Raw genomic sequence first — 23,685 nt, 5'->3', positions numbered from 1 at the left:
ATGAAGATGCTTTCGACCCAGGCGATCCTGCTCGTGTACATGGCGGTGGGATTTTACTGCAGAAAGCGTGGAATTATTGAAAAAAAGATGCAGGGAAAGCTCACGGATTTTGTTCTCAGGATCACGCTGCCCTGTATGATCTTTAACTCCTTCAGCATGCATATCACATTGGACATGTTAAAACAGGCAGCCCTGTGTCTCGGAGTGGCATTTTTTATCTGCTTCGCGGCATGGATAGGTGGAAAAGTTGTCTACAACATGTATCCGAAGGAGAAAAAATCCGTCTTACAGTATGCCACACTCGTCAATAACGCGGCGTTTTTGGGGCTGCCGATCGTGAAGGCGGTGCTCGGCGAGGCGGGAATGTTCCTGGCGTCGATCTTTATTATCCCGAACCGTATCTTTATGTGGACGGCGGGAGTATCGATTTTCACGGCGGAGGCGGATAAAAAGGCGGCGTTTAAGAAGGTCATGCTGAATCCGTGCGTGATCGTGATCTTTATCGGACTTTTCAGAAGCTTCACAGACTTTACTCTGTCGGAATTTCTGGCAAAGTCTATCACAGGACTTGGAAACTGTACAACTCCGCTGTCCATGGTCCTGATCGGGACGATGATGACGGAACTGACGCCGGCGTCCTTTAAGGACTGGAGTACTGTGTACCTGGCGTTTATGCGCCTTGTGGCACTGCCATTTCTGGCGCTCTTTATCATGCGCCTGTTAAATGCAGATCCGATCATGACAGGGTGCGCGGTGATTCTTACAGCGATGCCTGCGGGAAGCACGACGGCGCTTCTGGCGGAGAAATATGGATCGGATCCGGTGTATGCGTCGAAATGTCTGCTTACCAATACACTGTTCTCTCTGATCACAATTCCGATCATGACATTATTTATATGAGGGTGCTATGTGCCGGTGGCACATGTCCAACACTGACCGAAGCGGAGCGTAGATGCGGGAGCACGTAGTGCGGAGCAATCCGGTATCAGGGAGGTCAAAAGACTTTTTGCCCTCAACATCATTTATATAGGTTTACCTGGGGTTCCAGGAGAAAGGGAAAACGGCTGAATTTTAAGGAAAAGCCGGAATAAAAGAAGTTTTATGAGTATTTTAAATGTAGAACACCTGAGCCATGGTTTCGGAGACCGGGCTATCTTTACGGACGTTTCTTTCCGCCTGTTAAAGGGGGAACATATCGGTCTCATCGGAGCAAACGGTGAGGGAAAGTCCACATTTATGAATATCATCACCGGGAAGATGATGCCGGATGAGGGAAAGGTTGAGTGGTCAAAAAATGTCCGTGTGGGCTACTTAGACCAGCATACCGTGCTTGAGAAGGGTATGACGATCCGCGACGTGCTTAAGAGTGCCTTTTCCTTCCTCTTTGAGATGGAGGAGAAGATGAACGACATCTGCGCGAAGATGGGAGATGCGTCCGAGGATGAGATGAACGCCATGATGGAGGAGCTGGGAACGATCCAGGATCTTCTGATGGCACATGATTTCTACATTATCGACTCCAAGGTGGAGGAGATCGGACGCGCCTTCGGCCTCGACGAGATCGGTCTTGACAAGGACGTTGACGAGCTCTCCGGCGGACAGAGAACGAAGGTCCTCCTCGGAAAACTTCTTCTTGAGAAGCCGGATATCCTGCTCCTCGACGAGCCGACAAACTATCTGGATGTACAGCATATCGAGTGGCTGAAGCGGTATCTTCAGGATTACGAGAACGCTTTTATCCTGATCTCCCACGATATCCCTTTTTTAAACAGCGTGGTAAACCTGATCTACCATATGGAGAACCAGAAGCTTGACCGCTATGTGGGTGACTATGACCGGTTCATGGAAGTCTACGAGATGAAAAAGAGCCAGTTGGAGGCAGCTTACAACCGCCAGCAGGCGGAGATTGCGAAGCTTCAGGATTTCGTTGCGAGAAACAAGGCCCGTGTTGCGACGAGAAACATGGCGATGTCGAGACAGAAGAAGCTGGACAAGATGGAGGTCATCGAGCTTGCAAAGGAAAAACCGAAGCCGGAGTTCCATTTTCTGAATGCAAGGGCAACCGGAAAACTGATCTTTGAGACGAAGGATCTTGTGATCGGTTATGATGAACCACTTTCAAAACCGCTTAATTTCCTCATGGAGCGCGGAGAGAAGATCGCGGTCATTGGCGCCAACGGTATCGGAAAGACCACCTTCTTAAAGAGCATTCAGGGCCTGATCCCGGCAATCTCCGGAAGTGTTGAGGTCGGTGATTACCAGTTTCCTGGCTACTTTGAGCAGGAGATGGCACCGGGAAATACGACGACCTGTATCGAGGAGATCTGGAAGGAGTTTCCGTCCTACACCCAGTACGAAGTCCGCTCTGCCCTTGCAAAGTGCGGCCTGACTACAAAGAATATCGAGAGCCAGGTCCGCGTCCTCTCCGGTGGTGAGCAGGCGAAGGTCCGCCTCTGCAAGCTTATGAACCGGGAGACCAACGTTCTGCTTCTCGACGAGCCGACGAACCATCTGGATGTGGATGCGAAGGACGAGCTTAAGAGAGCACTTTCGGAGTACAAAGGAGCAGTCCTCCTCATCTGCCACGAGCCGGAGTTCTATGACGGACTGGTATCAAAGGTTTGGGATCTCAGTAAGTGGTCGTTAAAGATTTGATATGTTTACAATTGAAGAAATCCGTGCCCTGCATAACGAAATCTGCAGGACATGGATTTTTTGTGCAATAAGAAATTCCGAGGAATTCCCCATTGCACAAAAGGCACATTCTTTTTTAAGACGATTCATCGCTGGCTTTTCTCTGTATGCGGCAGCCGTCCCCGCAGAAACCGCTTTTTGATCTCCGGCCACGAAAACGGGATCAGCGGATAGATATAGCTCTTTCCGGCGATGGTGCGGTTGAATACGATGGAGCAGACGGCGATGGCGGTGCCGAGGATGAAGCCCCAGACGTTTAAGAGGGAGGTGAGGATCAGCAGGATCACACGCATGAATTTTAGCGCGTAACCCATCTCGAAGCTTGCCTGAGAGTAATTGGCTATGGTGACAAACGCCATGTAGAGCATGGTTTCGGAATTGAACCAGCCGGATTTTACAGAATATTCGCCGAGAACAATACCGGCGATAACACTTAACGGTGTGGTCAGCATGCTGGGCGTATTGACAGCGGCGAGGCGCAGGCCGTCGATGGCAAATTCCAGGATCAGGAGTTGGAAGATCAGCGGCACATACATGTCATCCGCCAGCTTGATAAACTCCAGCCAGCCTGGGATCCAGTTCTGGTTCTGCATAAAGAGAAGCCACACCGGGGTCAGAAACAGGGTGAGGAAGGAGACTGTCATCCTGGAGAGACGCAGGTAGGTTCCGGTCACCGGCGGGAAGTAGTAGTCATCTGCCTCCTCGATAATATCGAAGACTGAGGACGGCAGGATCATGCAGGCGGGGGAATTGTCAACAAGGATGACGATGTTTCCCTCCAGAATAGACGCCGCAGCCGTGTCCGGACGTTCAGAAAAACGGAATTTTGGGAACGGGTTGAACCATTTGTGGGGAAAGATACATTCTGCCAGACTTTCCTGATTCATAGTCAGAGCATCTACATGCAGATTTTCGATGCGGTCCTTGATCTTATTTAGCAGGTCCTCGTCCACACGACGTTTCATGTAGCAGATCGCAATGTCTGTGTGGGAGCTTTCTCCGGTCTGCATGATCTCCACCGTGAGATTCACGTCCCGGATCCGGCGGCGGATCAGGGCGGTATTGAAGATCATGGTTTCCACGAAGCCATCCCGGGAGCCTCGGAGCACCTTGTCTTTTTCGGGCTCCGAGACCCCGCGGGCCGGGTAAGTACGGCAGTCGATGAGGATCACCCGGTCATACCCGTCGATCAGGAGACAGGAGAGGCCGGAGAGGAGCTGTGTAAAGATATTTTTATCATCGGTCTCCACGGTGGTCTCGCCGTAATGGACGTACTGCTTTGCGAAATCATGGGCAGATGATGGGAACGAGTCCGGTTTTACGGAGGCGAAATCCTGCATCAGGCGCAGAAGGATCTCGTCCTTTGTGAAGCCGTCAATGAAGTACAGGCAGGCTTTTTTGTCCGCAATAGTGAGAGTGTGGTAGACGATATCGAAGTTTTTTTGGACATCCAGGATCTCGTGAAAGCGGGAGATGTTCTGATCGAAATTGGATGAAATGTTCATGGATATCATGTCCTTTCAAGAGTTATGATGATGTAGAGTGTTGCAAGCGACCGCGCTCGGTGCGAGAATGTGCCAAGGTACATTTCTTTTAAAAAGCAGACCCGGTGATCAATAATCGAAAGGGGCAGTCATGAGTCACGTGAAGGGGGAGTGATTCCTTCAGACGATATTTTGCAGATATTATTTCAAAAAAACATGAAATTATACGGGAGATACCTGCGGCCTGCAAACCGCCGAAAATGCGTACTGTATACAAAGTTCCAATTCCACTGGGCAGAACCACCATAGAATAGATTGTTTTTTTGTAAAAACAACGAATCTGCTTTTCCCCAGCGGACATTTGTGCGGAAGATAGTAAATATATACAATAAAATTGTGCAAATTTAACTATATTTACCATAGCATTTCCGGTAATATTTTGTTATACTGCATAAGCATTGAAATTGAAGGGGTATCAATTTCGAGGAACTGTATAATGCAAGGAAATTGTACGTGAATGAAAGGCTGTGCTCAGTGGGGGAGCACAGCCTTTCGCCGTTTAAGCGCTGCCCGTATGCAGTTCAGCGAATGTGAGTGCTTATGCAGGCAAGAGTGCAGCGCACACATATTTGCCAGACTGACGCATGGTCGGACTATTCATGAAATATTTCTTAAACAGATGAAAATCCATAGCCCTTTTCAGAAAAAAAGTGTATAATAAAAAGTAATCATTCAGCCATACGGAAATTTTCAAAACAATAGAAAGCCCGTTTATGACTGAATTGTTGTATAACGGCATATATTCCCAAACTGACTGAAATTCTGCGCTGCAGCGCGGCTATCAAAGTCGGAATGTAATAAGGAGAACAAAAATGAAAGACGGATTTATCCGGGTGGCGGCGGCCACCCCAGATTTAAAGGTTGCAGATCCTGTGTTTAACCGGGAACAGACCTGGAAGATGATGCAGGAGGCAGCATCCCAGGATGTAAAGATCCTGGTGTTCCCGGAGCTCGGTCTCACCGGATACACCTGCAGTGACCTGTTTCTGCAGGACACCCTGATCGATCAGGCGAAGGAAGAACTCTTATGGCTCTTAGACGCATCAAAGGATATGGATATGCTGACCTTCATCGGACTTCCGTGGATGAAGGACGGAAAACTCTACAACGTAGCGGCTGCCATCAAGGATGGCGAGCTTTTAGGCCTTGTTCCGAAGAGACATCTTCCGAACTATTCTGAATTCTATGAGCTACGCCATTTCAACCCGGGTCCGGTAAAACCGGATGTGGTAGAGTGGGGAGAGAGCCTGATCCCGTTTGGAAGCAAGATCCTGTTCCGCTGCACGAATATCCCGGAACTCATAGTCGCCGCAGAACTCTGCGAGGACGTATGGACGATGGATCCACCGAGCGTCTCCCACGCGAAAGCCGGAGCTACCGTGATCGCAAACTGCTCCGCCAGCGATGAGACCACAGGAAAAGCGGGATACCGTGAGACACTGATCGCCGGACAGTCTGCCCGCCTCGTATGTGCGTACATCTATGCCAATGCCGGAGAGGGCGAGTCCACCCAGGACCTCGTCTTCGGCGGACATGATATCATTGCCGAGAACGGAAATATCCTTGCGGAATCCGAGCGTTTCAAAAACGGCATGATCACGGCGGACATCGATCTTTACAGACTTAAAAACGAGAGAAGAAGAATGACCACATGTCAGCCGGGTGCGGAGACTGAGGACTATGATTACATGGACTTCACCTTAAACAAAACGGAGCTCACATTAAAACGCTATATCGATCCGGCACCTTTCGTTCCGTCAAACGAGAAAGAGAGAACCGCCCGCTGTGAGGAGATCTTAACGATCCAGGCCATGGGCTTAAAGAAACGTCTCGCCCACACCGGTGCCAAGAGCGCAGTTGTAGGAATCTCCGGCGGACTCGACTCCACCCTGGCACTTCTCATCACAGCGAGAGCCTTCGATATGCTTGGCATTCCGAGAGAAAATATCCTCTCCGTCACGATGCCGTGCTTCGGAACTACGGACAGAACCTACAACAACGCAGTCACGCTCACAAAGAAGCTGGGTGCGACATTAAGAGAGGTAAATATCAGAAAAGCAGTTTCCACCCACTTCGAGGATATCGGACATGATCCGGCGATCCATGATGTGACTTACGAGAACTCCCAGGCAAGATACCGCACCCTGATCCTCATGGACCTTGCGAACAAGACGAACGGCATGGTCATCGGAACAGGAGATATGTCTGAGCTGGCTCTTGGCTGGGCGACCTACAACGGCGACCACATGTCCATGTACGGCGTGAACGCGTCTGTTCCGAAGACGCTTGTCCGTCATCTTGTCCGCTACTACGCGGATACCTGCGGCGACAAGGCCTTGGCAGATGTACTCAACGATGTCCTCGATACCCCGGTGAGCCCGGAGCTTCTGCCGCCGGAGGACGGAAAGATCTCCCAGAAGACGGAGGACCTGGTCGGACCTTACGAGCTTCACGATTTCTTCCTCTATTATATTCTCCGTTACGGTTATCATCCGGCGAAGATCTACCGCCTGGCGAAGATCGCTTTCGCGGGAGTTTACGAGGACAAGGTGATCTACAAGTGGTTAAATACCTTCTACCGCCGGTTCTTCGCACAGCAGTTCAAGCGTTCCTGCCTGCCGGACGGCCCGAAGGTCGGATCTGTTGCGGTTTCTCCGAGAGGTGATCTCAGAATGCCGAGCGACGCAGCGAGACGGATCTGGATGGATGAAGTGGAGAAACTTGACCCGGAGGAAGGGAGATGATCACAAGCACAAAAAATGACCAGGTAAAAGCAGTCATTGAATTAAAGAAAAAAGCGAGAGCGAGAAATGAGCAGGGACTTTTCGTCGTCGAGGGAGTGCGGATGGCCGCTGAGCTCCCGAAGGATCAGGTTAAAAGTATCTATGTTTCTGAAACTTTCGCGAAAAATCCGGAGAATGCCGCAATTCTTGCGGAGTACCCGGGATACGAACTTGTCAGCGACTCTGTGTTTGCGGTGATGTCCGACACGCAGACGCCCCAGGGTGTGCTGGCACTTGTCAGACAGTTTTCCTACGGAATGGACGAGCTCTTAAAGAGTGACCGTCCAGCTCATCTGATGGTGCTGGAAAATCTTCAGGATCCAGGAAACCTGGGAACGATCCTGAGAGCCGGAGAGGGCGCGGGGATCACGGGACTCATTATGAGCCGTGATACTGTGGATATCTACAACCCGAAGGTGATCCGTTCCACCATGGGATCCGTATTCCGTGTCCCGTTCTTCTACACGGACGATCTGGAGCAGACCGTTCTGGATCTGAAAGCGCGGGGGATCCGGGTATTTGCGGCCCATCTCGCAGGAAAGAATAATTACGAGCAGGAAGATTATACTGGTAATACGGCGTTCCTGATCGGAAATGAGGGAAACGGGCTGACGGAAAAGCTTTCCAACATGGCAGACACCTGGGTGAAGATCCCCATGGCCGGAAAGGTGGAGTCGTTAAATGCCGCCATCGCTGCATCGATCCTGATGTTTGAGACGGCAAGACAGCGGCGCGCATAAAGGAGTGATTTTATGGATATGATCGGATGGCTGGTGGCCTTTGTAATTCTGATCGGAATCGAGGCGGCGACCATGGCGCTTACGACGATCTGGTTTGCGGGCGGGGCTGTGTTCGCGTTTTTTGCTGCGGTACTGGAATTTTCCGTGCAGTCGCAGCTTGTGGTGTTCCTGATCGTATCGTTTGTCCTTCTTCTCTTTACAAGACCGCTCGCTATCCGGTTCGTCAACCGGGAGACCGTGAAGACGAATGTGGACGGGCTGATCGGAAGAAAGGCAAAAGTGATCAAAAAAATCGACAACAATGAGCCGTCCGGAGCCGCTGTCATCGACGGCCAGGAGTGGACGGCGAGATCCGCGGATGAAGCGGTGACGATCCCGGTGGGGACCCATGTGGTCATAAAGGAAGTCCGGGGCGTGAAGCTCATTGTGGAGATGATTCCAGAAACAGAGAATAGGAACTGATAAAAAGTTTCCGGCTTGCTCATAGTAATATGAATGGGCTGAAGAAAAAAATGGGGGATAAAGATAATCCCCCATAAAAACATAAAGGAGGACATAAATATGCCAACAATTTTAGTATTAGTACTGATCTTTATCATTCTGCTGATCCTCGTTTCCTGCATCCGCATCGTGCCCCAGGCACAGGCGATGGTAGTGGAGAGACTCGGCGCGTACCTTGAGACATGGAATGTGGGAATCCACTTCAAAGTTCCGTTTATTGACCGCGTTGCAAAGCGGGTCCTCTTAAAAGAGCAGGTCGTTGACTTCGCTCCGCAGCCGGTGATCACAAAGGATAACGTCACCATGAAGATCGATACGGTCGTGTTCTTCCAGATCACAGACCCGAAGCTCTACGCATACGGTGTTGAGAACCCGATCATGGCCATCGAGAATCTGACAGCCACCACGCTTCGAAACATCATCGGTGACCTGGAGCTCGACCAGACCTTAACTTCCCGTGAGACCATCAACACAAAGATGCGTTCCGCCCTGGATGTTGCCACGGACCCGTGGGGCATCAAGGTAAACCGTGTGGAGTTAAAGAATATCATTCCGCCGGCAGCGATCCAGGATGCCATGGAGAAACAGATGAAGGCAGAGCGTGAGCGCCGTGAGGCGATCCTTCGTGCGGAAGGTGAGAAGAAGTCCACGATCCTCGTGGCAGAGGGTAAGAAACAGTCCGCGATCCTCGACGCGGAGGCAGATAAGCAGGCAGCGATCCTTCACGCGGAGGCGGAGAAGGAGAAACGGATCCGCGAGGCAGAAGGCCAGGCGGAGGCGATCATCAAGATCCAGCAGGCGAACGCCGATGGTATCCGCATGATCAAGGAAGCCGGAGCAGACCAGACAGTTTTGCAGTTAAAGAGTCTTGAGGCGTTCGCGAAGGCGGCAGACGGCAAGGCAACAAAGATCATCATCCCGTCTGAGATCCAATCCCTCGCAGGTCTTGTGACAAGTGTAACGGAGATCGCAAAAAAGAGTGAAACTGAGAATTGATCTTGAAAAGGAATATGGAATCGTTTTAGAGGGCGGCGGTGCCAGGGGCGCATACCAGATCGGTGTCTGGAAAGCGCTCCGGGAAGCCGGCATGAAGATAAAGGGTGTCGCGGGAACGTCCGTTGGGGCGTTAAACGGCGCCCTGATCTGCATGGATGATCTCGGGAAGGCGGAGGAGATCTGGGGAAACATGACCTACTCCACCGTGTTCAATGTGGACGATTCCATGATCGGAAAATTAAAGAAATTTGGCGTGCGATCCATGAAAGTGACCGACGCGGCGGCAGAATTCAGACGGCTGTTTTCAGACAGGGGGCTCGATATCGCCCCACTCAAAAAACTTCTGGAAGAGACGGTGGATGAGGAGCGGATCAGGCGCTCACCACGGGATTTCTGCGCCGCGTCCTTTTCAGTCACGGACCGGAAAGAGGAGGACTTCGATGTAAAGGCAGCACCTCTGGGGACCATAAAGGATATAATGATGGCCAGCGCCTATTTCCCAGGATTTAAGCAGGAAAAGCTGGGTGGAAAGACGTATCTTGACGGCGGCAGCGTCAACAATGTGCCGGTGGATCTCCTGACGGACCGGGGATATAAGGATATCATCGTGATCCGCCTCTATGGGATCGGCGTGGACCGGCGAAGGTTCATGGATATCCCGGAGGACGTGACGGTCCACGAGATCGCGCCAAGAAGAAATCTCGGCGGGATCCTGGAATTTGACAGTGCGAGAACGAGGAAAAACATGAAGCTCGGCTATTTTGACGGGCTGAGATTCCTCTACGGACTCTGCGGAAGGAAATATTATCTTGACATGCCATATTCCGAGGCGTATTATTTTGGCAGGATCATGTCGGAACTTGACATGTTTAAGGAGTGGCTGAGACCTTATGTAAAGGAACATGAGTTTGCAAAGCTCACAGGCTATCGTGTATACACGGAGAAGATATTTCCGTTTCTTGCCAGGAAGCTTCGGCTGCAGCCGGAATGGGATTACAGGGATCTCTACGGGGCAGTCCTGGAAGTGTTCGCGAAAAAGATGCAGATGGAAGTCTACGAGGTTTACACGCCGGACGATATCGTGGGGAAGATCCATGAACTTTTTTCAGACAGGCTGACGATAGGATAGGGAAGCGTGGCAGCACATCGGAAGTCTTTCAAAAGTACCAGGCAGCACGGCTGATCCTGGGAAAACGACAGATCCGGCAGAAAATATGAGGAGAACGCTGAAATATGGCGGAAAACAATAAGAGAAGAAAAGTCAGGAGCGAGTCCATGGCTCTTGATGCCATGCACATCATCATCGGCATCGCTGTGGTGGTGATGGCAGTTATCTCGTTCCTTGACACGGAGAGGTATATGTTCCTCTTTCCGGCGATATTTTTCCTGGCGGCAGTTTTAAATCTGGTCACAGGAAAATACTGGCTGTCCCGGGCAAAACGGGAGAGGCGGAGAAGAACGGCGGCGGTGTTCCAGATGGTGTTCGGAACGACTCTGCTGATCTTTACATTTTTAAGCGCAATGAGTATCTGGTGGAGGTAATGAGATGAAGGGAGAGATCCTGAAATTATTGAAGGAGACAGATGGCTATATTTCCGGTCAGGAGCTTTGCGAGAAGTTCGGTGTCTCGAGAACGGCGGTCTGGAAGGTCATCAACCAGTTAAAGGAGGAGGGCTACGAGATCGAGGCCGTCCGGAATAAAGGATATATTTTAAAGGGATCGGCGGATGTGCTCTCAAAGGAAGAGCTGGAAAGCACGATCCACACGAAATGGGCAGGAACGCAGGTGGCGTTCTTCGAGGAGACCGACTCCACGAACAATGAGATCCGCCGTCTCGCGGAACAGGGCGCGCCCCACGGAACCCTGGCTGTCGCGGAACGCCAGCTCGGCGGAAAGGGCAGAAGAGGTCGTGTCTGGACATCTCCGGCGGGCGTTGGGATCTGGATGAGCATGCTCTTAAGACCACAGATCGATCCCATGGCGGCCTCCATGCTGACGCTCGTCATGGCGCTGTCCACGAGAAGGGGAATCGAGAAGGCGACAGGATTGAAATCTGAGATCAAATGGCCGAACGACCTTGTTTTAAATAAGAAGAAAATCTGCGGAATCTTAACGGAGATGAGCACGGAGCTCATGGAAATCCAGTACGTGATCCCGGGAACCGGCATCAACGTAAACCAGATGGAATTTCCAGATGATATCAAGGCAACAGCGACTTCCCTGCGGATCGAGAGCGGAAAGATCCAGAAGAGAAGTGAGATCATCGCGGCGATCATGGAGGCATTTGAGGGATATTATGACACCTTCATCGAGACACAGGACATGTCGGGACTTATTGAAGAGTACAATGCAAACCTTGTAAATCTCGGCAACGAGGTGTGCGTTCTGGATCCGGCGGGCGAGTACCGCGGTGTCTCTGAGGGAATCAACAAGGAAGGCGCACTTTTAGTCCGTCTCTCCGATGGCACATTAAAGGAGATTATCTCCGGGGAAGTTTCCGTCCGCGGAGTCTATGGATATGTATAAGGAAGAAATGAATGTTTCGGGGGCGGATCTTTATTCCGGTCTCCAGAAAATCTTTCCGGATGAGAAAGACCTCACCCTGACGGAGCGTCTGGAAGCCGCAAGAGGACCACTCCTTTCCTGGTATCGGGGGAATAAAAGAGATCTCCCCTGGCGGGAGAACCAGGATGCCTACCGGATCTGGATCTCGGAGATCATGCTGCAGCAGACGAGAGTGGAGGCAGTAAAGCCCTACTTTGCCCGGTTTATGGAGTGTTTTCCGACGGTGCAGGCATTGGCTGAGTGTGAGGAAGAAGAGCTTTTCAAGTATTGGGAAGGTCTCGGATATTACAGCAGGGCCAGAAATCTGAAGAAAGCGGCCAAGATCATCGTTTCCCAGTACGGCGGAGAACTTCCGGCAGATCGCAGAGCGCTTCTTGCGCTTCCGGGAATCGGAAGCTACACGGCGGGTGCCATTGGATCCATCGCTTTCGGACTCCCTGTCCCAGCGGTGGACGGAAATGTCATGCGGGTCCTTTCGAGAGTTGCCGGAAGCTACGAAGATATCTTAAAACAAGCGGTAAAGAAGAAGACAGAAGCTGCGGTCGAAGAGGTCTTAAAGACACTCAAAAAGGATGAGCCAGGAGATTTCAACCAGGCGCTCATCGAGACCGGAGCCATCGTCTGCGTCCCCAATGGTGCCCCTCTCTGCGATCTTCCATGTCCATTCTATACGGTATGCGAGGCGAGAAAAAGAAACCTGATCTCTGCGATCCCGGTGAAGGCACCGAAAAAGAAAAGGAAAATTGAGGAAAAGACCGTATTATTAGTGAAATACGGGGATAAAATAGCCATTAGAAAGCGGGATGACACCGGACTGCTGGCATCCCTGTATGAATTTCCGAATCTGGAAGGAAAACTTTCAGAGAAAGAGGTACTGGAACGCCTCGGTGGCGGGGCATCGGTGGAGGAAAAACTGCCGGAGGCAAAGCACATTTTCAGCCATGTGGAGTGGCATATGAGCGGGTACCTGGTGAAGGCAGGGGAAGAGATCCCGGGAATGCTGTTTGCGGACAGAGGGGAATTGAAGGAGAAGTACCCGATCCCGAACGCGTTTGCGGCGTATAGAAAGCTGCTGGAAAGCCAGTCATGATATAATGGCTGTAAATTCTCTTGAACCCACAGATATTGTTTGTCAGGGCGGACAGAATGCAGAAGATGCATCATTATTGTACACGGGTAGGAATTTTCTGAACTGAAAATTCCGTACAGTAGTACCGATGCATCTGTCAGTGTCCCATATTAGAAATAGAAAGTATTGACATTTGTTAGTATTATGGCGCATAAGGGCGTCTTTTATGGAGCGTGTTCATGATGAAAATGAAAAAAATGTTATTTGTTTTTAATCCCCGTTCCGGGAAGGAAGCCATCAAGAACCAGTTGTCCGATATTCTCGGGATTTTCTGTGGAGCAGGCTATCTGCCCTCTGTCTATGTGACCCAGGAACCGGGGGATGCGGCGAAGATTGCCGAGGAATACGGTAAGGATGTGGAACTTTTCGTCTGCAGCGGCGGGGATGGAACGCTGAACAGCGTGATCTCCGGCATCATGAGGCTGGAAAAACGCCCGGAGATCGGATATCTCCCGGCAGGTTCCACGAATGATTTCGCGAGAAGCTTAAAGATTCCGGCGAATCTCACGAAGGCGGCGCAGGATGTGGTGAGCGGAAAGTCCTACGGCGTCGACATCGGAAAATTTGGGGATGAGCGGTATTTTGTTTATATCGCCGCATTTGGCGCTTTCACGGAAGTGTCGTACAGCACGCCCCAGGACATCAAGAACGTTCTTGGGCATCAGGCATATATCCTGGAGTCCATCAAGGCACTGGGAAATCTCAAATCCTACAGGATGCATTTGACATGGGATGACGGTGAGACGGATGGAGAGTTCGTTTTCGGAATGGTGACGAACACCACAAGTGTCGGAGGCTTCAGAGGACTTGCGCCGAAGGATGTTTCCTTCCATGACGGCCTGTTTGAGGGCGTGTTTATCCGGACACCGAAGACTCCGGCGGATCTTCCGAATATTATAAGTGGTCTGCTTCTGTTCCCGGAACAGGAAAATAAGGACGTGATCCGCGTGAAATCTTCAAAGTTTACGGTCACCGCCAAGGAAGAGATCCCGTGGGTCCTCGACGGTGAGTTTGGCGGATCGGTTACTGAGGCAAAGATCGAGAATGTGAAGGAAGCAGTGACCTTAAGCTGCAGCCCGGAGCCGGAGAAGCAGGAGGAGAAGACGGCGGGATGACAGGGGCGGCAAGTGCGCAGACCTGCTGAATAATTACAAAAAGTGCTAATAAAATGTTAAAATTCAACAAAAAAGGCGTAGAAAAGCATTGAAAATTGTCACTGGATAGTATATAATGAACTATCGTGGAGCAGTTTGAGCAGCCCCAACCTGAAAGGACGTTATTCAGTGGAAAAAGAAGTATTTTTAGACAAACTTAAGAAACTTGTCGCACTGGGCAAGTCAAAACAGAACGCACTTGACGCGACGGAGATCAACGACTTTTTTGCCGGAGATAACCTCGGACCGGAGCAGATGGATGAAATTTATAATTACTTAGAGCACAGCAATATCGACGTTGTGCCGGTAATTGATGACGCAATGCTTGCGGATGATTCCATGCTTCTGGATGATCTGGATGATGACTACCGTGAGGACAAGGACGGAGAGGACATTGACTTAGACGCCATCGATCTTCTGGAAGGTATCGGAACAGAGGATCCGGTCCGCATGTACTTAAAGGAGATCGGTACCGTGCCGCTTCTTTCCGCGGATGAGGAGCTTCGTCTCGCGAAGAGAAAGGCAGAGGGAGATGAGTCTGCAAAAGAGCGTCTGATCGAGGCAAACCTTCGTCTCGTCGTAAGTATCGCAAAGCGTTACACTGGACGTGGAATGAGTTTCCTGGATCTTGTACAGGAAGGAAACCTTGGTCTGATCAAGGGTGTTGAGAAGTTCGATTATACAAAAGGATATAAGTTAAGTACATATGCGACCTGGTGGATCCGCCAGTCCGTGACAAGAGCCCTTGCGGATCAGGCGAGAACGATCCGTGTTCCGGTGCATATGGTAGAGACGATTAACAAGATGTCAAAGATGCAGAGAAAGCTGACTCTGGAACTTGGTTATGAGCCGTCCGTGACAGAACTTGCGGAAGCGCTCGAGATGTCTGAGGACAAGGTGATGGAGATCATGCAGATTGCGAGAGAGCCAGCATCCTTAGAGACTCCGATCGGTGAGGAGGACGATTCCAACCTCGGCGATTTCGTTGCGGACAGCAACGCGGTGACTCCGGAAGGAAACGTGGAATCCGTAATGTTACGTGAGCACATCGACGCATTACTTGGTGATCTCAAAGAGAGAGAACGTCAGGTCATCGTTCTTCGATTCGGTCTTGAAGACGGACATCCGAGAACTCTGGAAGAAGTTGGAAAAGAGTTCAACGTAACGAGAGAGCGTATCCGCCAGATCGAGGCGAAAGCATTGAGAAAGCTCAGAAATCCGGTCCGCAGCAAACGGATCCGGGATTTCCTGTAAGACCGGGAAAAGGATATTGGAAGCGGATCGTTGGGGGCAGACTGAACGGATTCGGTGAAAATAGAAATGCAGGCAGCGGGAGAAGATCCGGCTGCCTTTTTCCGTTGCGGTCTTTTTGCCGGTATCCTGTAATGGTGAAGTGCCGGTGACGGCAACCGGGCAGAAGGCTGAGACAGAAGGAGACACAGGGGATTGAAGCATCGGGGCAGCATAGCCTGCCGGGAGATCATATGAATAAGAGAAATTATCAGAAGGAATTAGATAAAAAACTGGAAGAACTGCAGAAAGAGGGAAAGGTTCCCACTTTATTTCTACACAGCTGCTGTGCGCCCTGCAGCAGTTATGTTCTGGAATATCTTTCCAGATATTTTGAGATCACGGTATTTTATTATAACCCGAATATTTATCCGCCATCAGAGTACGAGGAGCGGACATCGGAGCAGGAACGTCTGATCCGGGAATTCAATGGAGAGTGGGAACAGGAGACAGACCGCCACCCGATCCATTTTGTGGCAGGAACCTATGTGCCCGACGATTTCTATGCAGCGGCAAAAGGGCTCGAGCAGGAGCCGGAAGGCGGCGCAAGATGTACGGAGTGCTTTAAACTCCGTCTCTCCGAGGCGGCGAGAGAGGCAAAAGCCGGGTACTTCGATTTCTTTACGACGACGCTTACGATCAGCCCCCTAAAGGACGCGGAGCGGTTAAACCGGATCGGGGAAGAGATGGGACGCGAGTATGGTGTGGAGTTTCTGTCATCAGATTTCAAGAAGAGAAACGGATATAAAAGATCCACGGAGCTTTCCAGAGAACACGCGCTCTATCGTCAGAATTACTGTGGCTGCGTGTTCTCAAAGAGGGAGTCGGAGGCGCGCTCAGCGGAGAGACCAGAATAAGACCCCGTCCTTCTCTGTCCGGGTGATCGACCCTGTCTCTGCCAGCCAGTCCAGACAGGAAAAGAGTTTCGGCCATGTATTGAGATAGGAGAAAAGATAGGAATAGCGGTAGGTCTGCATGCGCTGGACATAGAGCGCCTGATCAAGCTCTAAAAGAGTCATGGGGTGGCGGCTTTCTGCCAGAGCCAGCCGGAGCTGGGTGCAGCGTGTCTCATATTCGTCGATGATGCGGCAGGTCTCCTCACGGATCTCGGTGAATTCTCCGTAGTGTCCGGGGAGAAAACGGTAACCGGCATAATCGGCAGCCAGTGCTTTAAGGGATGCAAAGTATTCAGCAAGGAGATGCTGGTCTTTTCCTGATGTGATGACGATGGGAGTAAGCCCCAGGATCACCTGATCAGCGCAGAAGAAAAGCTTTTTCTTCCTCTCCACGAGCCCACACTGACCGGCTGTATGACCGTATAGGGGGACGATCTCGAAATCATAGCCGCCGCAGGAGAGCGTGTCCCCCGGCGCAATGGGGGTAAAGGGAAAATGAAAAGAAATATTGTTTTCCCTTGCAAGTTGGTCAGCTCCGGTGTTGATTTCCTGCCAGGCATCGGGAGCCAGTTCTTTTGTGACTCCGCATTCTCTGGTGTAGGAGCGGCGCATGGTGTTGTCCTCATAAAGACGATGGTAGCGGTCGGAACATTCGGAGATCTCCACGGGGTTCATGAAGGCCCGGGCACCGCGCTCTATGAAAAGGGAGATGTATCCGCTGTGATCTGCATGATTGTGGGTCACAAAGATGTCGAGATCCCGATAGTCGATGGAAAGCTCTTTTAAGACATGTTCCATCTCATTCAGGCACTCCGGAACTTTCCAGGATGTGTCGATCATGAGGCTGCGGCCATTTCCTTTTATAATATAGAGGTTTCTCGATGAGGTCCGCATGGCTTTATTGGTGAGAATGACTTTATATAGATTGGGAGCGAGTAGTTTCATTTCGTGGGAACTCCTTGAACGTGGTTTTTAAGGTAGATCGTTTTGATTTTATCCCGGGCTTTGTAAAATGTCAAATCATTCCGGAGCGTTTCGTTGACATCATGGGGTTTGTGGTATAAAATGAAAATGTTTACGTAACTATTCAGTAGGTCTGCGCATATGCTGCGCTGACCGTAAGAACACATAGGATAGAAAGCAAAAATCCCATCAGCGAAGCTGATCTGGAATGGATTTTTGCTCGTGACTATGAAGGTACTGAATAGTTACATGTTTACAAACAAAATAGGAGGAACAGGTTATGGTAGAAAGAAAAGTTACAGTCGTAAACCCGACAGGTCTTCATCTTCGCCCGGCGGGACTGCTCTGCCAGACATCCATGAAGTTCGATTCTAAAGTGATGATTTTTTATAAAGAAAAAGAAATCAATGCGAAGAGTGTGTTAAACGTAATGGCATCCGGGATCCGGTGCGGCGATGAGATCACAGTACATTGTGATGGCCCGGACGAGAAAGAAGCCCTGGAGGCTGTATGTGACCTGATCGAGACAGGTTTAAAGGAATAAGAACAGCGTAAAAAGAAAAATAAGCAACGTGGCAGCATCAGGCTGCCATGGCTCCCGTCAAACTCACAGGTAGAGGATCTGGTGGGAGAATAAGTGATAGAAAGTGAGAGAATCATGAGCGAAACAGCAGAAAATTGTACACATGACTGCGGAAGCTGTACTGCAAACTGCGGAAGCAGAACAAATGAGCCGCAGAGCTTCCTTGAGAAGTTAAATCCGGCGAGCTCTGTAAAGAAAGTGATCGGCGTTGTCAGCGGGAAAGGCGGTGTCGGAAAATCCTTAGTGACATCCCTGATGGCCTGCCGCATGCGCGCGACGGGTGCGAGAGTAGGAATCCTTGATGCGGATATCACAGGTCCGTCGATCCCGAGAGCCTTTGGGATTCATGATGGCGTGACAGTGACTCCGGATGGAAAGCTCCTTGTCCCGGCGACTTCCTCCACTGGTGTTGAGGTGATCTCCTCCAATATGCTTCTGGAGAATGAGACAGATCCGGTGATCTGGCGTGGTCCGGTGATCGCAGGTGCAGTGAAACAGTTCTGGAGTGAGACACTCTGGCAGGATATCGACTATATGTTCGTAGATATGCCTCCGGGAACCGGCGATGTGCCGCTTACTGTATTTCAGTCTCTTCCTGTCAATGGAATCATCATCGTTACCTCCCCGCAGGAGCTTGTCTCCATGATCGTTGAGAAAGCGGTCAACATGGCGAAGAAAATGAATGTTCCGATCCTCGGTCTTGTTGAGAATATGAGCTACCTCGAATGTCCGGACTGCGGAAAGAAGATTTCCGTATTCGGCGAGAGCCATATTGATGATGTCGCAAAGGAATACGGAATTCCGGTTCTCGCTCAGATCCCGATCCGTCCGGCGATCGCGAAAGCTGTCGACGAGGGAACGGTAGAGTATATAGAAGCAGACTTCTTAGACAATGCGGTGAAGGCAGTGAAGGAAGCTTAGGAAAAGCAAAAAAATAAGGTATGATACACAGGGCAGCTAAGGCAATAGCTGCCCGTATTTTTGGTGTAACAGGAAATTCCCTGTTACACCAAAGGCACATTCTTTTTATGCAATCGAAAATCAAAGGGTTCAATCTGGTAAATGACCACCACAGAAAGACAGATGAATGTCAGAGCCGGAAAAATTCATAAAAGACTCTCTGATATAGAAAAAACCTATAACGACTTATTTCTTATCTGTATTGGACGGATCAGTGAAAACGTGATATCTTATTAGCACACACAGAAATTAGAAAATGTACGACTGGTACGTACATAGGAGGATAAAATTGATTCAGTTAGACCATATTACAAAGACCTTTGATACCGGCGCGGATAAAGTCCACGCGGTCTCCGATGTAACGCTCCATATCAAGAGCGGCGAGATCTTCGGTATCATCGGATTCTCCGGAGCCGGAAAATCCACACTGGTGCGATGCATCAACCTGCTTGAGAGACCGACGAGCGGAACCGTCACCGTAGACGGAAAGGTCCTCACGGATCTTCCAGCAAAGGAATTGAGAGAGGCGAGAAAGAAGATCGGAATGATCTTCCAGCACTTTAACCTGATGCGTTCCAGAACGGTAGGAGAGAATGTCGCTTACCCGTTAAAGGGAAGCGGGCTTACAAAACAGCAGATTAAGGCGAAAGTGAAGGAGCTTTTGGAGCTCGTTGATATCGCAGAGAAGGAAAATGCGTATCCGAGCCAGCTTTCCGGCGGACAGAAACAGAGAGTCGCGATCGCAAGGGCCCTTGCGAATGACCCGAAGGTTCTTCTCTGCGATGAGGCCACCAGCGCTCTGGACCCGCAGACTACGGGGGCGATCTTACAGCTCTTAAAGCATTTAAATAAGAAGCTTGGAATCACTATCGTGATCATTACCCACGAGATGGCAGTTGTCAAGGAGATCTGTGACAGGGTTGCTGTTATGGAGCACGGAAATGTTGTTGAGGAAGGCGATGTGTTCTCGATCTTTGCGGCACCGAAGGCTGGTATCACGAGAGATTTCATCCGCACCACCTCAAACCTTCAGAAGATCGAAAAACTGATCGAGGATAAGTCACCGCTTGTAGAATTAAAGCCGGGCGAGAAGATCCTTCGGTTGAACTATATTAAGAAAAATACATCGGAGGCATTGATTTCCGAGACTTCCAGAAAGTTCAACATCAACTTAAATATCATCTTTGCGGATCTGGAGATCGTTCAGGACGCGCCGATCGGCGGAACCGTAGCGATCGCCAGCGGCAGGAAAGAGGATATTGAGGGTGCAGTTGAATATCTGAAAGCAAAGAATGTAGGAGTGGAGGTGATTGAGAATGGCTGATTTTTTAAATGCAATCATCCCAAATGTCATGTCGAAGCCGGATGAACTTCTTGAAAGCTTTGGACAGACGATCTACATGGTGATCGTATCAGGAGCAATCTCCATGGTATTCGGACTTTTCTTCGGAATTGTCCTCACGGCGACCGCTCCGAAGGGTGTTTTAAAAAACAAGGTTGTTTTCAATATTTTAGACAAGCTGGTAAATATTTTCCGTTCGATTCCGTTTGTGATCCTTCTGACAGCTCTGATCCCGCTGACCCGTATGGTAGTGGGAACCGCCATCGGTACGAAGGGCGCGATCTTACCTTTGATCTTCGGTACTGTCCCGTTTTTCACGAGACAGATCGAGAGTGCGCTCGCTGAAGTGGATTACGGACTGATCGAGGCGGCGGAAAGCATGGGGAACAGTCCCTGGGAGATCATTTTCCGGGTATATCTGAAGGAGAGTGTACCGGGAATCGTCCGCGCGATGCAGATCACGTTCATCAGTCTGGTAGGCCTTACCGCGATGGCAGGTGCTGTCGGCGGCGGCGGACTCGGAGACTTCGCGATCCGTTACGGTCATTCCAGAGGACAGACAGACGTCACATATGTGACTGTGATCATCATTCTGATTATGGTAAGCCTCATTCAGAGTACAGGTTCTTATGTTATTAAAAAGACGACCCATTAAGAGGGTATCCCCTTGTTGGGCGGTCGGTATGTTTCAATACCGGTCATAAGAAACGATCATATAGCTTGAAGCGGCGCGGAAATTTTCTGAGCCGTATCAATAGAATGGAACTGTCCGGTCCGTACAGCGAATGCGGACAGAACCGGGCAGCGACAAATCAGTTTAGGAGGAGACATATTATGAAGAAAAGAATTTTAGCACTTGGTACTGCAGCAGTTTTAGCATTATCCTTAACTGCATGCGGAAGCAGCCAGAAGGCAGAGACAACAGCAGCGGCAGCAGACACAACAGCAGCAGGTTCCGCGGCAGCAGATACGACAGCGGCATCCGGCGAGAAGACGGTGATCAAGCTCGGCGTAGTCGGCGAGAACAATGAGCAGTGGCAGCCGGTCATTGAGAAGCTTGCTGAGGAGAATATTGATCTGGAACTTGTAAAGTTCGCGGATTATCCGCTTCCGAACCGTGCATTAAACGACGGCGAGATCGACTTAAACTCTTTCCAGCATATTGCATATTTTGAGGATGACTGCAAGAACAACGGATATGATCTTTCCATCATCGGTGAGACCATCATCGCTCCGTTAGGACTTTATTCCAACAAGATCAAAGACGTTTCCGAGATCAAGGACGGCGATATCATCGCGATCCCGAACGATGCTACAAACGGCGGCCGTGCGTTAAAGCTCTTAGAGTCCGCAGGTCTCATCAAGGTTGATCCGGAGGCTGGTTACACACCGACGAAGAAGGACATCACAGAGAATCCGTTAAACCTTGACATTAAAGAGGTTGAGGCAGCAAACACAGCAAGCCTTCTTCCGGACGTCGCAGCGGCAGTCATCAACGGCGGCCATGCGGTTGACAACGGTTTAAACCCGGAGAAAGATTCGATCTTCCTTGAGAGTGTTGAAGAGGGAAGCGACAACCCGTATGTAAACATCATCGTTGCGAGAACAGCGGACAAGGACAATGAGCTTTACAAGAAAGTTGTAGATTATTTCCGCACACCGGAAGTTGCGAAAGTGATCGAGGAGACTTACAAGGGCGCTTACATTCCAACATGGGAGTAATCTTTAGAATTTAAATAGTACGAATGGCCAAAGAGGCAGGATATCCCGTTTACTTGCGGGTTTCCTGCTTCTTTTACGTGAATTCGTAACGATTCAGTACCTTCATAATTACAAGCAAAAATCCATTCCGAACCGGCTGCGACGATGGGATTTTTGACTTTTAGTCTATGTTTTCTTACGGTCAGAGCAGCAAATGTGCAGACCTGGTGAATAGTTACTTGAATTCACAAAATTTTCTTGTGAAACAGACAACGGTTTTCCTGTGACAGCGACGCCATGGAACTGCTTGCTTTTTCTCCCGAAATCCCGTATGATTTACATAGATATTATATTTTAATGGTAAATTTTACATGAAAAACGAGATAAAACAGAAATAACAGTCAGAAAGGGGCAATGCGGATGCCGAGACCTCAAGGTGGACGAAAAACAAACATTGATATGACGGAGGGAGTGATCTGGAAACAGCTGGTGCTGTTTGCAATCCCGCTGATCATGGGAAACGTATTCCAACAGCTCTACAATACCGTGGACAGCATCGTTGTGGGAAATTATCTCGGAACGTCGGCCCTGGCTGCTGTGGGAGCCACCACGGCGATCTGCAACACGCTGGTGAACTTCTTTAACGGAATCTCCATCGGAGCCGGTGTGGTGATCAGCACGAGTTTCGGCGCGAAAAACCTCGAGAAGCTTCACGAGGCGGTGGAGACGACGATCCTCTTCGCTGTGATCGTCGGATGTTTTGTCTCCCTGATCTCTATCGGGGTCGTTCCGGTGATGTTAAAGTGGATGTCCACGCCGGATGATGTAGTCGGACCGGCGGGTGAGTATTTAAAGATCTACTTTGTCGGAGTTCCGGTGCTGTTCCTCTACAATATGGGAAGTGCGATCTTAAGGGCTGTGGGGGATACGAGACGTCCGCTCCTGTTCCTGATCATCAGCAGCTGCTTAAATATTGTTCTGGATATCCTTTTTGTGGCGGTATTCCACTGGGGGATCAGCGGTGTGGCGATCGCCACGGTGATGGCGGAGACAGTTTCCGCGTTCCTGGCCTGCATGACACTCACAAGAACAGATGGAGCCCATAAACTTGTCTTAAGAGATTTACATATCAATAAGACCTGTCTCGGTGAGATCTTCCGGATCGGACTTCCGGCCGGTGTCCAGCAGGGACTCACAGCGTTTTCCAATGCTCTGGTACAGGCATACGTCAACGGTCTTGGTTCCTCGGTGATCATGGCGGGCTGGAGCTGCCACTCGAAGATCGACCAGTTCGCGATCCTGCCGGCCCAGAGCATGGGCCAGGCGGCAACCACCTTCGTGGGACAGAACCTCGGCGCGAAGAATGTAAAGCGTGCCAGAAAAGGCGTCCGACAGGCGGTGTTCATGGGTGTCGGCGCGCTGATCTGCATCTCCATCGTCATGGCACTCTCCGCGAGATCTCTGGTATCCCTTTTTAACAGGGATCCGTCGGTTCTGCATTACGGAACTCTGTTTATCCTGATGACCGTGCCGTTCCGCTTCTGCAGCTCCTTCAACCAGATCCTGGCTGGTTCCTTAAGGGGATCTGGGGACGCGAAGGGTCCGATGTGCATCATGCTCTTCAGCTTCGTTGTCTGCAGGCAGATCTATCTGTTCTTTGTGACAAAGATCGCCTTCAACGAGTACACCGTAGGTCTCGGCTACCCGGTTGGGTGGATCGTGTGCGCGGTTATCTCCTACTTTTACTATAAGAAAAGCAGATGGGAAGAGCAGGTGGAGAAAGAAGCATAAAATGAATAAAGATGTCCGCTGCCTGGTTCAACATGAACGGAATGTCATGGAA

At 50.3% G+C, this 23,685-nt stretch carries 21 protein-coding genes; 19 read left to right on the top strand and 2 right to left on the bottom strand.

The genetic code is table 11. The features are described from left to right. A complete protein-coding gene (locus DW826_RS04935; RefSeq protein WP_117552204.1) occupies window positions 1–900 on the top strand; it encodes an AEC family transporter in 900 nt (299 codons plus the stop codon). Window positions 901–1,101: 201 nt separating this feature from the next. Further along, entirely contained in the window at window positions 1,102–2,655 is a 1,554-nt protein-coding gene (locus DW826_RS04930; RefSeq protein WP_117552203.1) for an ABC-F family ATP-binding cassette domain-containing protein, read from the top strand. A 125-nt stretch (window positions 2,656–2,780) separates the two neighbouring features. Here the strand turns inward: DW826_RS04930 and DW826_RS04925 are convergent, their stop codons facing one another. Beyond that, window positions 2,781–4,199, bottom strand: a complete 1,419-nt coding sequence (locus DW826_RS04925; RefSeq protein ID WP_117552202.1) for a spore germination protein — start codon at window positions 4,197–4,199, stop codon at window positions 2,781–2,783. Window positions 4,200–5,050: 851 nt separating this feature from the next. On the opposite strand from DW826_RS04925, the gene DW826_RS04920 reads away from it, so the two are divergent. From DW826_RS04920 to DW826_RS04870, 11 genes are all read left to right on the top strand, one after another. Further along, complete coding sequence (locus DW826_RS04920; protein WP_117552201.1) at window positions 5,051–6,982, top strand: NAD(+) synthase; 1,932 nt, start codon at window positions 5,051–5,053, stop codon at window positions 6,980–6,982. Continuing rightward, window positions 6,979–7,761, top strand: coding sequence for an RNA methyltransferase (locus DW826_RS04915; RefSeq protein WP_117484326.1), 783 nt, complete (start codon window positions 6,979–6,981; stop codon window positions 7,759–7,761). Before DW826_RS04920 ends, DW826_RS04915 begins: the two co-directional genes overlap by 4 nt. 12 nt (window positions 7,762–7,773) lie before the next feature. Beyond that, window positions 7,774–8,223 (top strand): NfeD family protein, encoded by a 450-nt coding sequence (locus tag DW826_RS04910; protein ID WP_015554883.1) that lies wholly within the window; start codon window positions 7,774–7,776, stop codon window positions 8,221–8,223. 99 nt (window positions 8,224–8,322) lie between these two features. Then, window positions 8,323–9,258: an SPFH domain-containing protein gene (locus DW826_RS04905; RefSeq protein WP_015554882.1), complete on the top strand. Its 936-nt coding sequence runs from the start codon at window positions 8,323–8,325 to the stop codon at window positions 9,256–9,258. After that, window positions 9,242–10,387: a patatin-like phospholipase family protein gene (locus DW826_RS04900; protein WP_117469867.1), complete on the top strand. Its 1,146-nt coding sequence runs from the start codon at window positions 9,242–9,244 to the stop codon at window positions 10,385–10,387. The genes DW826_RS04905 and DW826_RS04900 overlap by 17 nt, the downstream gene beginning before the upstream one ends. A gap of 104 nt (window positions 10,388–10,491) precedes the next feature. After that, a complete protein-coding gene (locus DW826_RS04895) occupies window positions 10,492–10,800 on the top strand; it encodes a DUF6637 family protein (protein ID WP_015554881.1) in 309 nt (102 codons plus the stop codon). 4 nt (window positions 10,801–10,804) lie between these two features. Continuing rightward, window positions 10,805–11,785 (top strand): biotin--[acetyl-CoA-carboxylase] ligase, encoded by a 981-nt coding sequence (locus tag DW826_RS04890; protein ID WP_015554880.1) that lies wholly within the window; start codon window positions 10,805–10,807, stop codon window positions 11,783–11,785. Further along, entirely contained in the window at window positions 11,778–12,914 is a 1,137-nt protein-coding gene (gene mutY / locus DW826_RS04885) for an A/G-specific adenine glycosylase (RefSeq protein WP_242990529.1), read from the top strand. The genes DW826_RS04890 and mutY overlap by 8 nt, the downstream gene beginning before the upstream one ends. 218 nt (window positions 12,915–13,132) lie before the next feature. Next, window positions 13,133–14,068: a YegS/Rv2252/BmrU family lipid kinase gene (locus DW826_RS04880; RefSeq protein WP_343220730.1), complete on the top strand. Its 936-nt coding sequence runs from the start codon at window positions 13,133–13,135 to the stop codon at window positions 14,066–14,068. Window positions 14,069–14,236: 168 nt separating this feature from the next. Then, window positions 14,237–15,361, top strand: coding sequence for an RNA polymerase sigma factor RpoD (gene rpoD / locus DW826_RS04875; RefSeq protein ID WP_021905985.1), 1,125 nt, complete (start codon window positions 14,237–14,239; stop codon window positions 15,359–15,361). Window positions 15,362–15,591: 230 nt separating this feature from the next. Further along, window positions 15,592–16,254, top strand: coding sequence for an epoxyqueuosine reductase QueH (locus tag DW826_RS04870; protein ID WP_015554877.1), 663 nt, complete (start codon window positions 15,592–15,594; stop codon window positions 16,252–16,254). Here DW826_RS04870 and DW826_RS04865 read toward each other — a convergent pair. Next, window positions 16,234–17,238 carry an MBL fold metallo-hydrolase gene (locus tag DW826_RS04865; RefSeq protein WP_117484322.1) on the bottom strand — a complete coding sequence of 335 codons (1,005 nt, stop codon included), beginning with the start codon at window positions 17,236–17,238 and terminating at the stop codon, window positions 16,234–16,236. The two genes, DW826_RS04870 and DW826_RS04865, sit on opposite strands and share 21 nt — an antisense overlap. Window positions 17,239–17,536: 298 nt before the next feature. On the opposite strand from DW826_RS04865, the gene DW826_RS04860 reads away from it, so the two are divergent. The 6 genes from DW826_RS04860 (at window position 17,537) to DW826_RS04835 (ending at window position 23,633) form a co-directional block, all read left to right on the top strand. After that, window positions 17,537–17,800, top strand: coding sequence for an HPr family phosphocarrier protein (locus tag DW826_RS04860; RefSeq protein WP_015554876.1), 264 nt, complete (start codon window positions 17,537–17,539; stop codon window positions 17,798–17,800). Window positions 17,801–17,914: 114 nt separating this feature from the next. After that, a complete protein-coding gene (locus DW826_RS04855) occupies window positions 17,915–18,760 on the top strand; it encodes an Mrp/NBP35 family ATP-binding protein (RefSeq protein WP_015554875.1) in 846 nt (281 codons plus the stop codon). Window positions 18,761–19,088: 328 nt separating this feature from the next. Beyond that, a complete protein-coding gene (locus DW826_RS04850; RefSeq protein ID WP_117469863.1) occupies window positions 19,089–20,123 on the top strand; it encodes an ATP-binding cassette domain-containing protein in 1,035 nt (344 codons plus the stop codon). Continuing rightward, on the top strand, window positions 20,116–20,796 hold the full coding sequence (locus DW826_RS04845; RefSeq protein WP_015554874.1) for a methionine ABC transporter permease: 681 nt from the start codon (window positions 20,116–20,118) through the stop codon (window positions 20,794–20,796). Before DW826_RS04850 ends, DW826_RS04845 begins: the two co-directional genes overlap by 8 nt. A gap of 179 nt (window positions 20,797–20,975) precedes the next feature. Continuing rightward, window positions 20,976–21,863 (top strand): MetQ/NlpA family ABC transporter substrate-binding protein, encoded by an 888-nt coding sequence (locus DW826_RS04840; protein WP_015554873.1) that lies wholly within the window; start codon window positions 20,976–20,978, stop codon window positions 21,861–21,863. Between the two features lie 399 nt (window positions 21,864–22,262). Next, window positions 22,263–23,633, top strand: coding sequence for an MATE family efflux transporter (locus DW826_RS04835; RefSeq protein WP_242994044.1), 1,371 nt, complete (start codon window positions 22,263–22,265; stop codon window positions 23,631–23,633). Window positions 23,634–23,685 lie beyond the last annotated feature (52 nt).

It is taken from the genome of Clostridium sp. AM34-11AC, from assembly GCF_003435375.1.
Classification (GTDB): Bacteria; Bacillota; Clostridia; order Lachnospirales; family Lachnospiraceae; genus Pilosibacter; species Pilosibacter fragilis.
Note: the sequence above shows the minus strand (reverse complement) of the source record. Positions and strands in the feature narration are given on the sequence as shown.

Excerpts from the sequence above, each read along its gene's own strand:
- DW826_RS04935 (WP_117552204.1), top strand. The coding sequence starts at position 1 with ATGAAGATGCTTTCGACCCAGGCGATCCTGCTCGTGTACATGGCGGTG.
- DW826_RS04930 (WP_117552203.1), top strand. The coding sequence starts at position 1,102 with ATGAGTATTTTAAATGTAGAACACCTGAGCCATGGTTTCGGAGACCGG.
- DW826_RS04925 (WP_117552202.1), bottom strand. The coding sequence starts at position 4,199 with ATGAACATTTCATCCAATTTCGATCAGAACATCTCCCGCTTTCACGAG.
- DW826_RS04920 (WP_117552201.1), top strand. The coding sequence starts at position 5,051 with ATGAAAGACGGATTTATCCGGGTGGCGGCGGCCACCCCAGATTTAAAG.
- DW826_RS04915 (WP_117484326.1), top strand. The coding sequence starts at position 6,979 with ATGATCACAAGCACAAAAAATGACCAGGTAAAAGCAGTCATTGAATTA.
- DW826_RS04910 (WP_015554883.1), top strand. The coding sequence starts at position 7,774 with ATGGATATGATCGGATGGCTGGTGGCCTTTGTAATTCTGATCGGAATC.
- DW826_RS04905 (WP_015554882.1), top strand. The coding sequence starts at position 8,323 with ATGCCAACAATTTTAGTATTAGTACTGATCTTTATCATTCTGCTGATC.
- DW826_RS04895 (WP_015554881.1), top strand. The coding sequence starts at position 10,492 with ATGGCGGAAAACAATAAGAGAAGAAAAGTCAGGAGCGAGTCCATGGCT.
- DW826_RS04890 (WP_015554880.1), top strand. The coding sequence starts at position 10,805 with ATGAAGGGAGAGATCCTGAAATTATTGAAGGAGACAGATGGCTATATT.
- mutY (WP_242990529.1), top strand. The coding sequence starts at position 11,778 with ATGTATAAGGAAGAAATGAATGTTTCGGGGGCGGATCTTTATTCCGGT.
- DW826_RS04880 (WP_343220730.1), top strand. The coding sequence starts at position 13,133 with ATGATGAAAATGAAAAAAATGTTATTTGTTTTTAATCCCCGTTCCGGG.
- DW826_RS04870 (WP_015554877.1), top strand. The coding sequence starts at position 15,592 with ATGAATAAGAGAAATTATCAGAAGGAATTAGATAAAAAACTGGAAGAA.
- DW826_RS04865 (WP_117484322.1), bottom strand. The coding sequence starts at position 17,238 with ATGAAACTACTCGCTCCCAATCTATATAAAGTCATTCTCACCAATAAA.
- DW826_RS04860 (WP_015554876.1), top strand. The coding sequence starts at position 17,537 with ATGGTAGAAAGAAAAGTTACAGTCGTAAACCCGACAGGTCTTCATCTT.
- DW826_RS04855 (WP_015554875.1), top strand. The coding sequence starts at position 17,915 with ATGAGCGAAACAGCAGAAAATTGTACACATGACTGCGGAAGCTGTACT.
- DW826_RS04845 (WP_015554874.1), top strand. The coding sequence starts at position 20,116 with ATGGCTGATTTTTTAAATGCAATCATCCCAAATGTCATGTCGAAGCCG.
- DW826_RS04840 (WP_015554873.1), top strand. The coding sequence starts at position 20,976 with ATGAAGAAAAGAATTTTAGCACTTGGTACTGCAGCAGTTTTAGCATTA.
- DW826_RS04835 (WP_242994044.1), top strand. The coding sequence starts at position 22,263 with ATGCCGAGACCTCAAGGTGGACGAAAAACAAACATTGATATGACGGAG.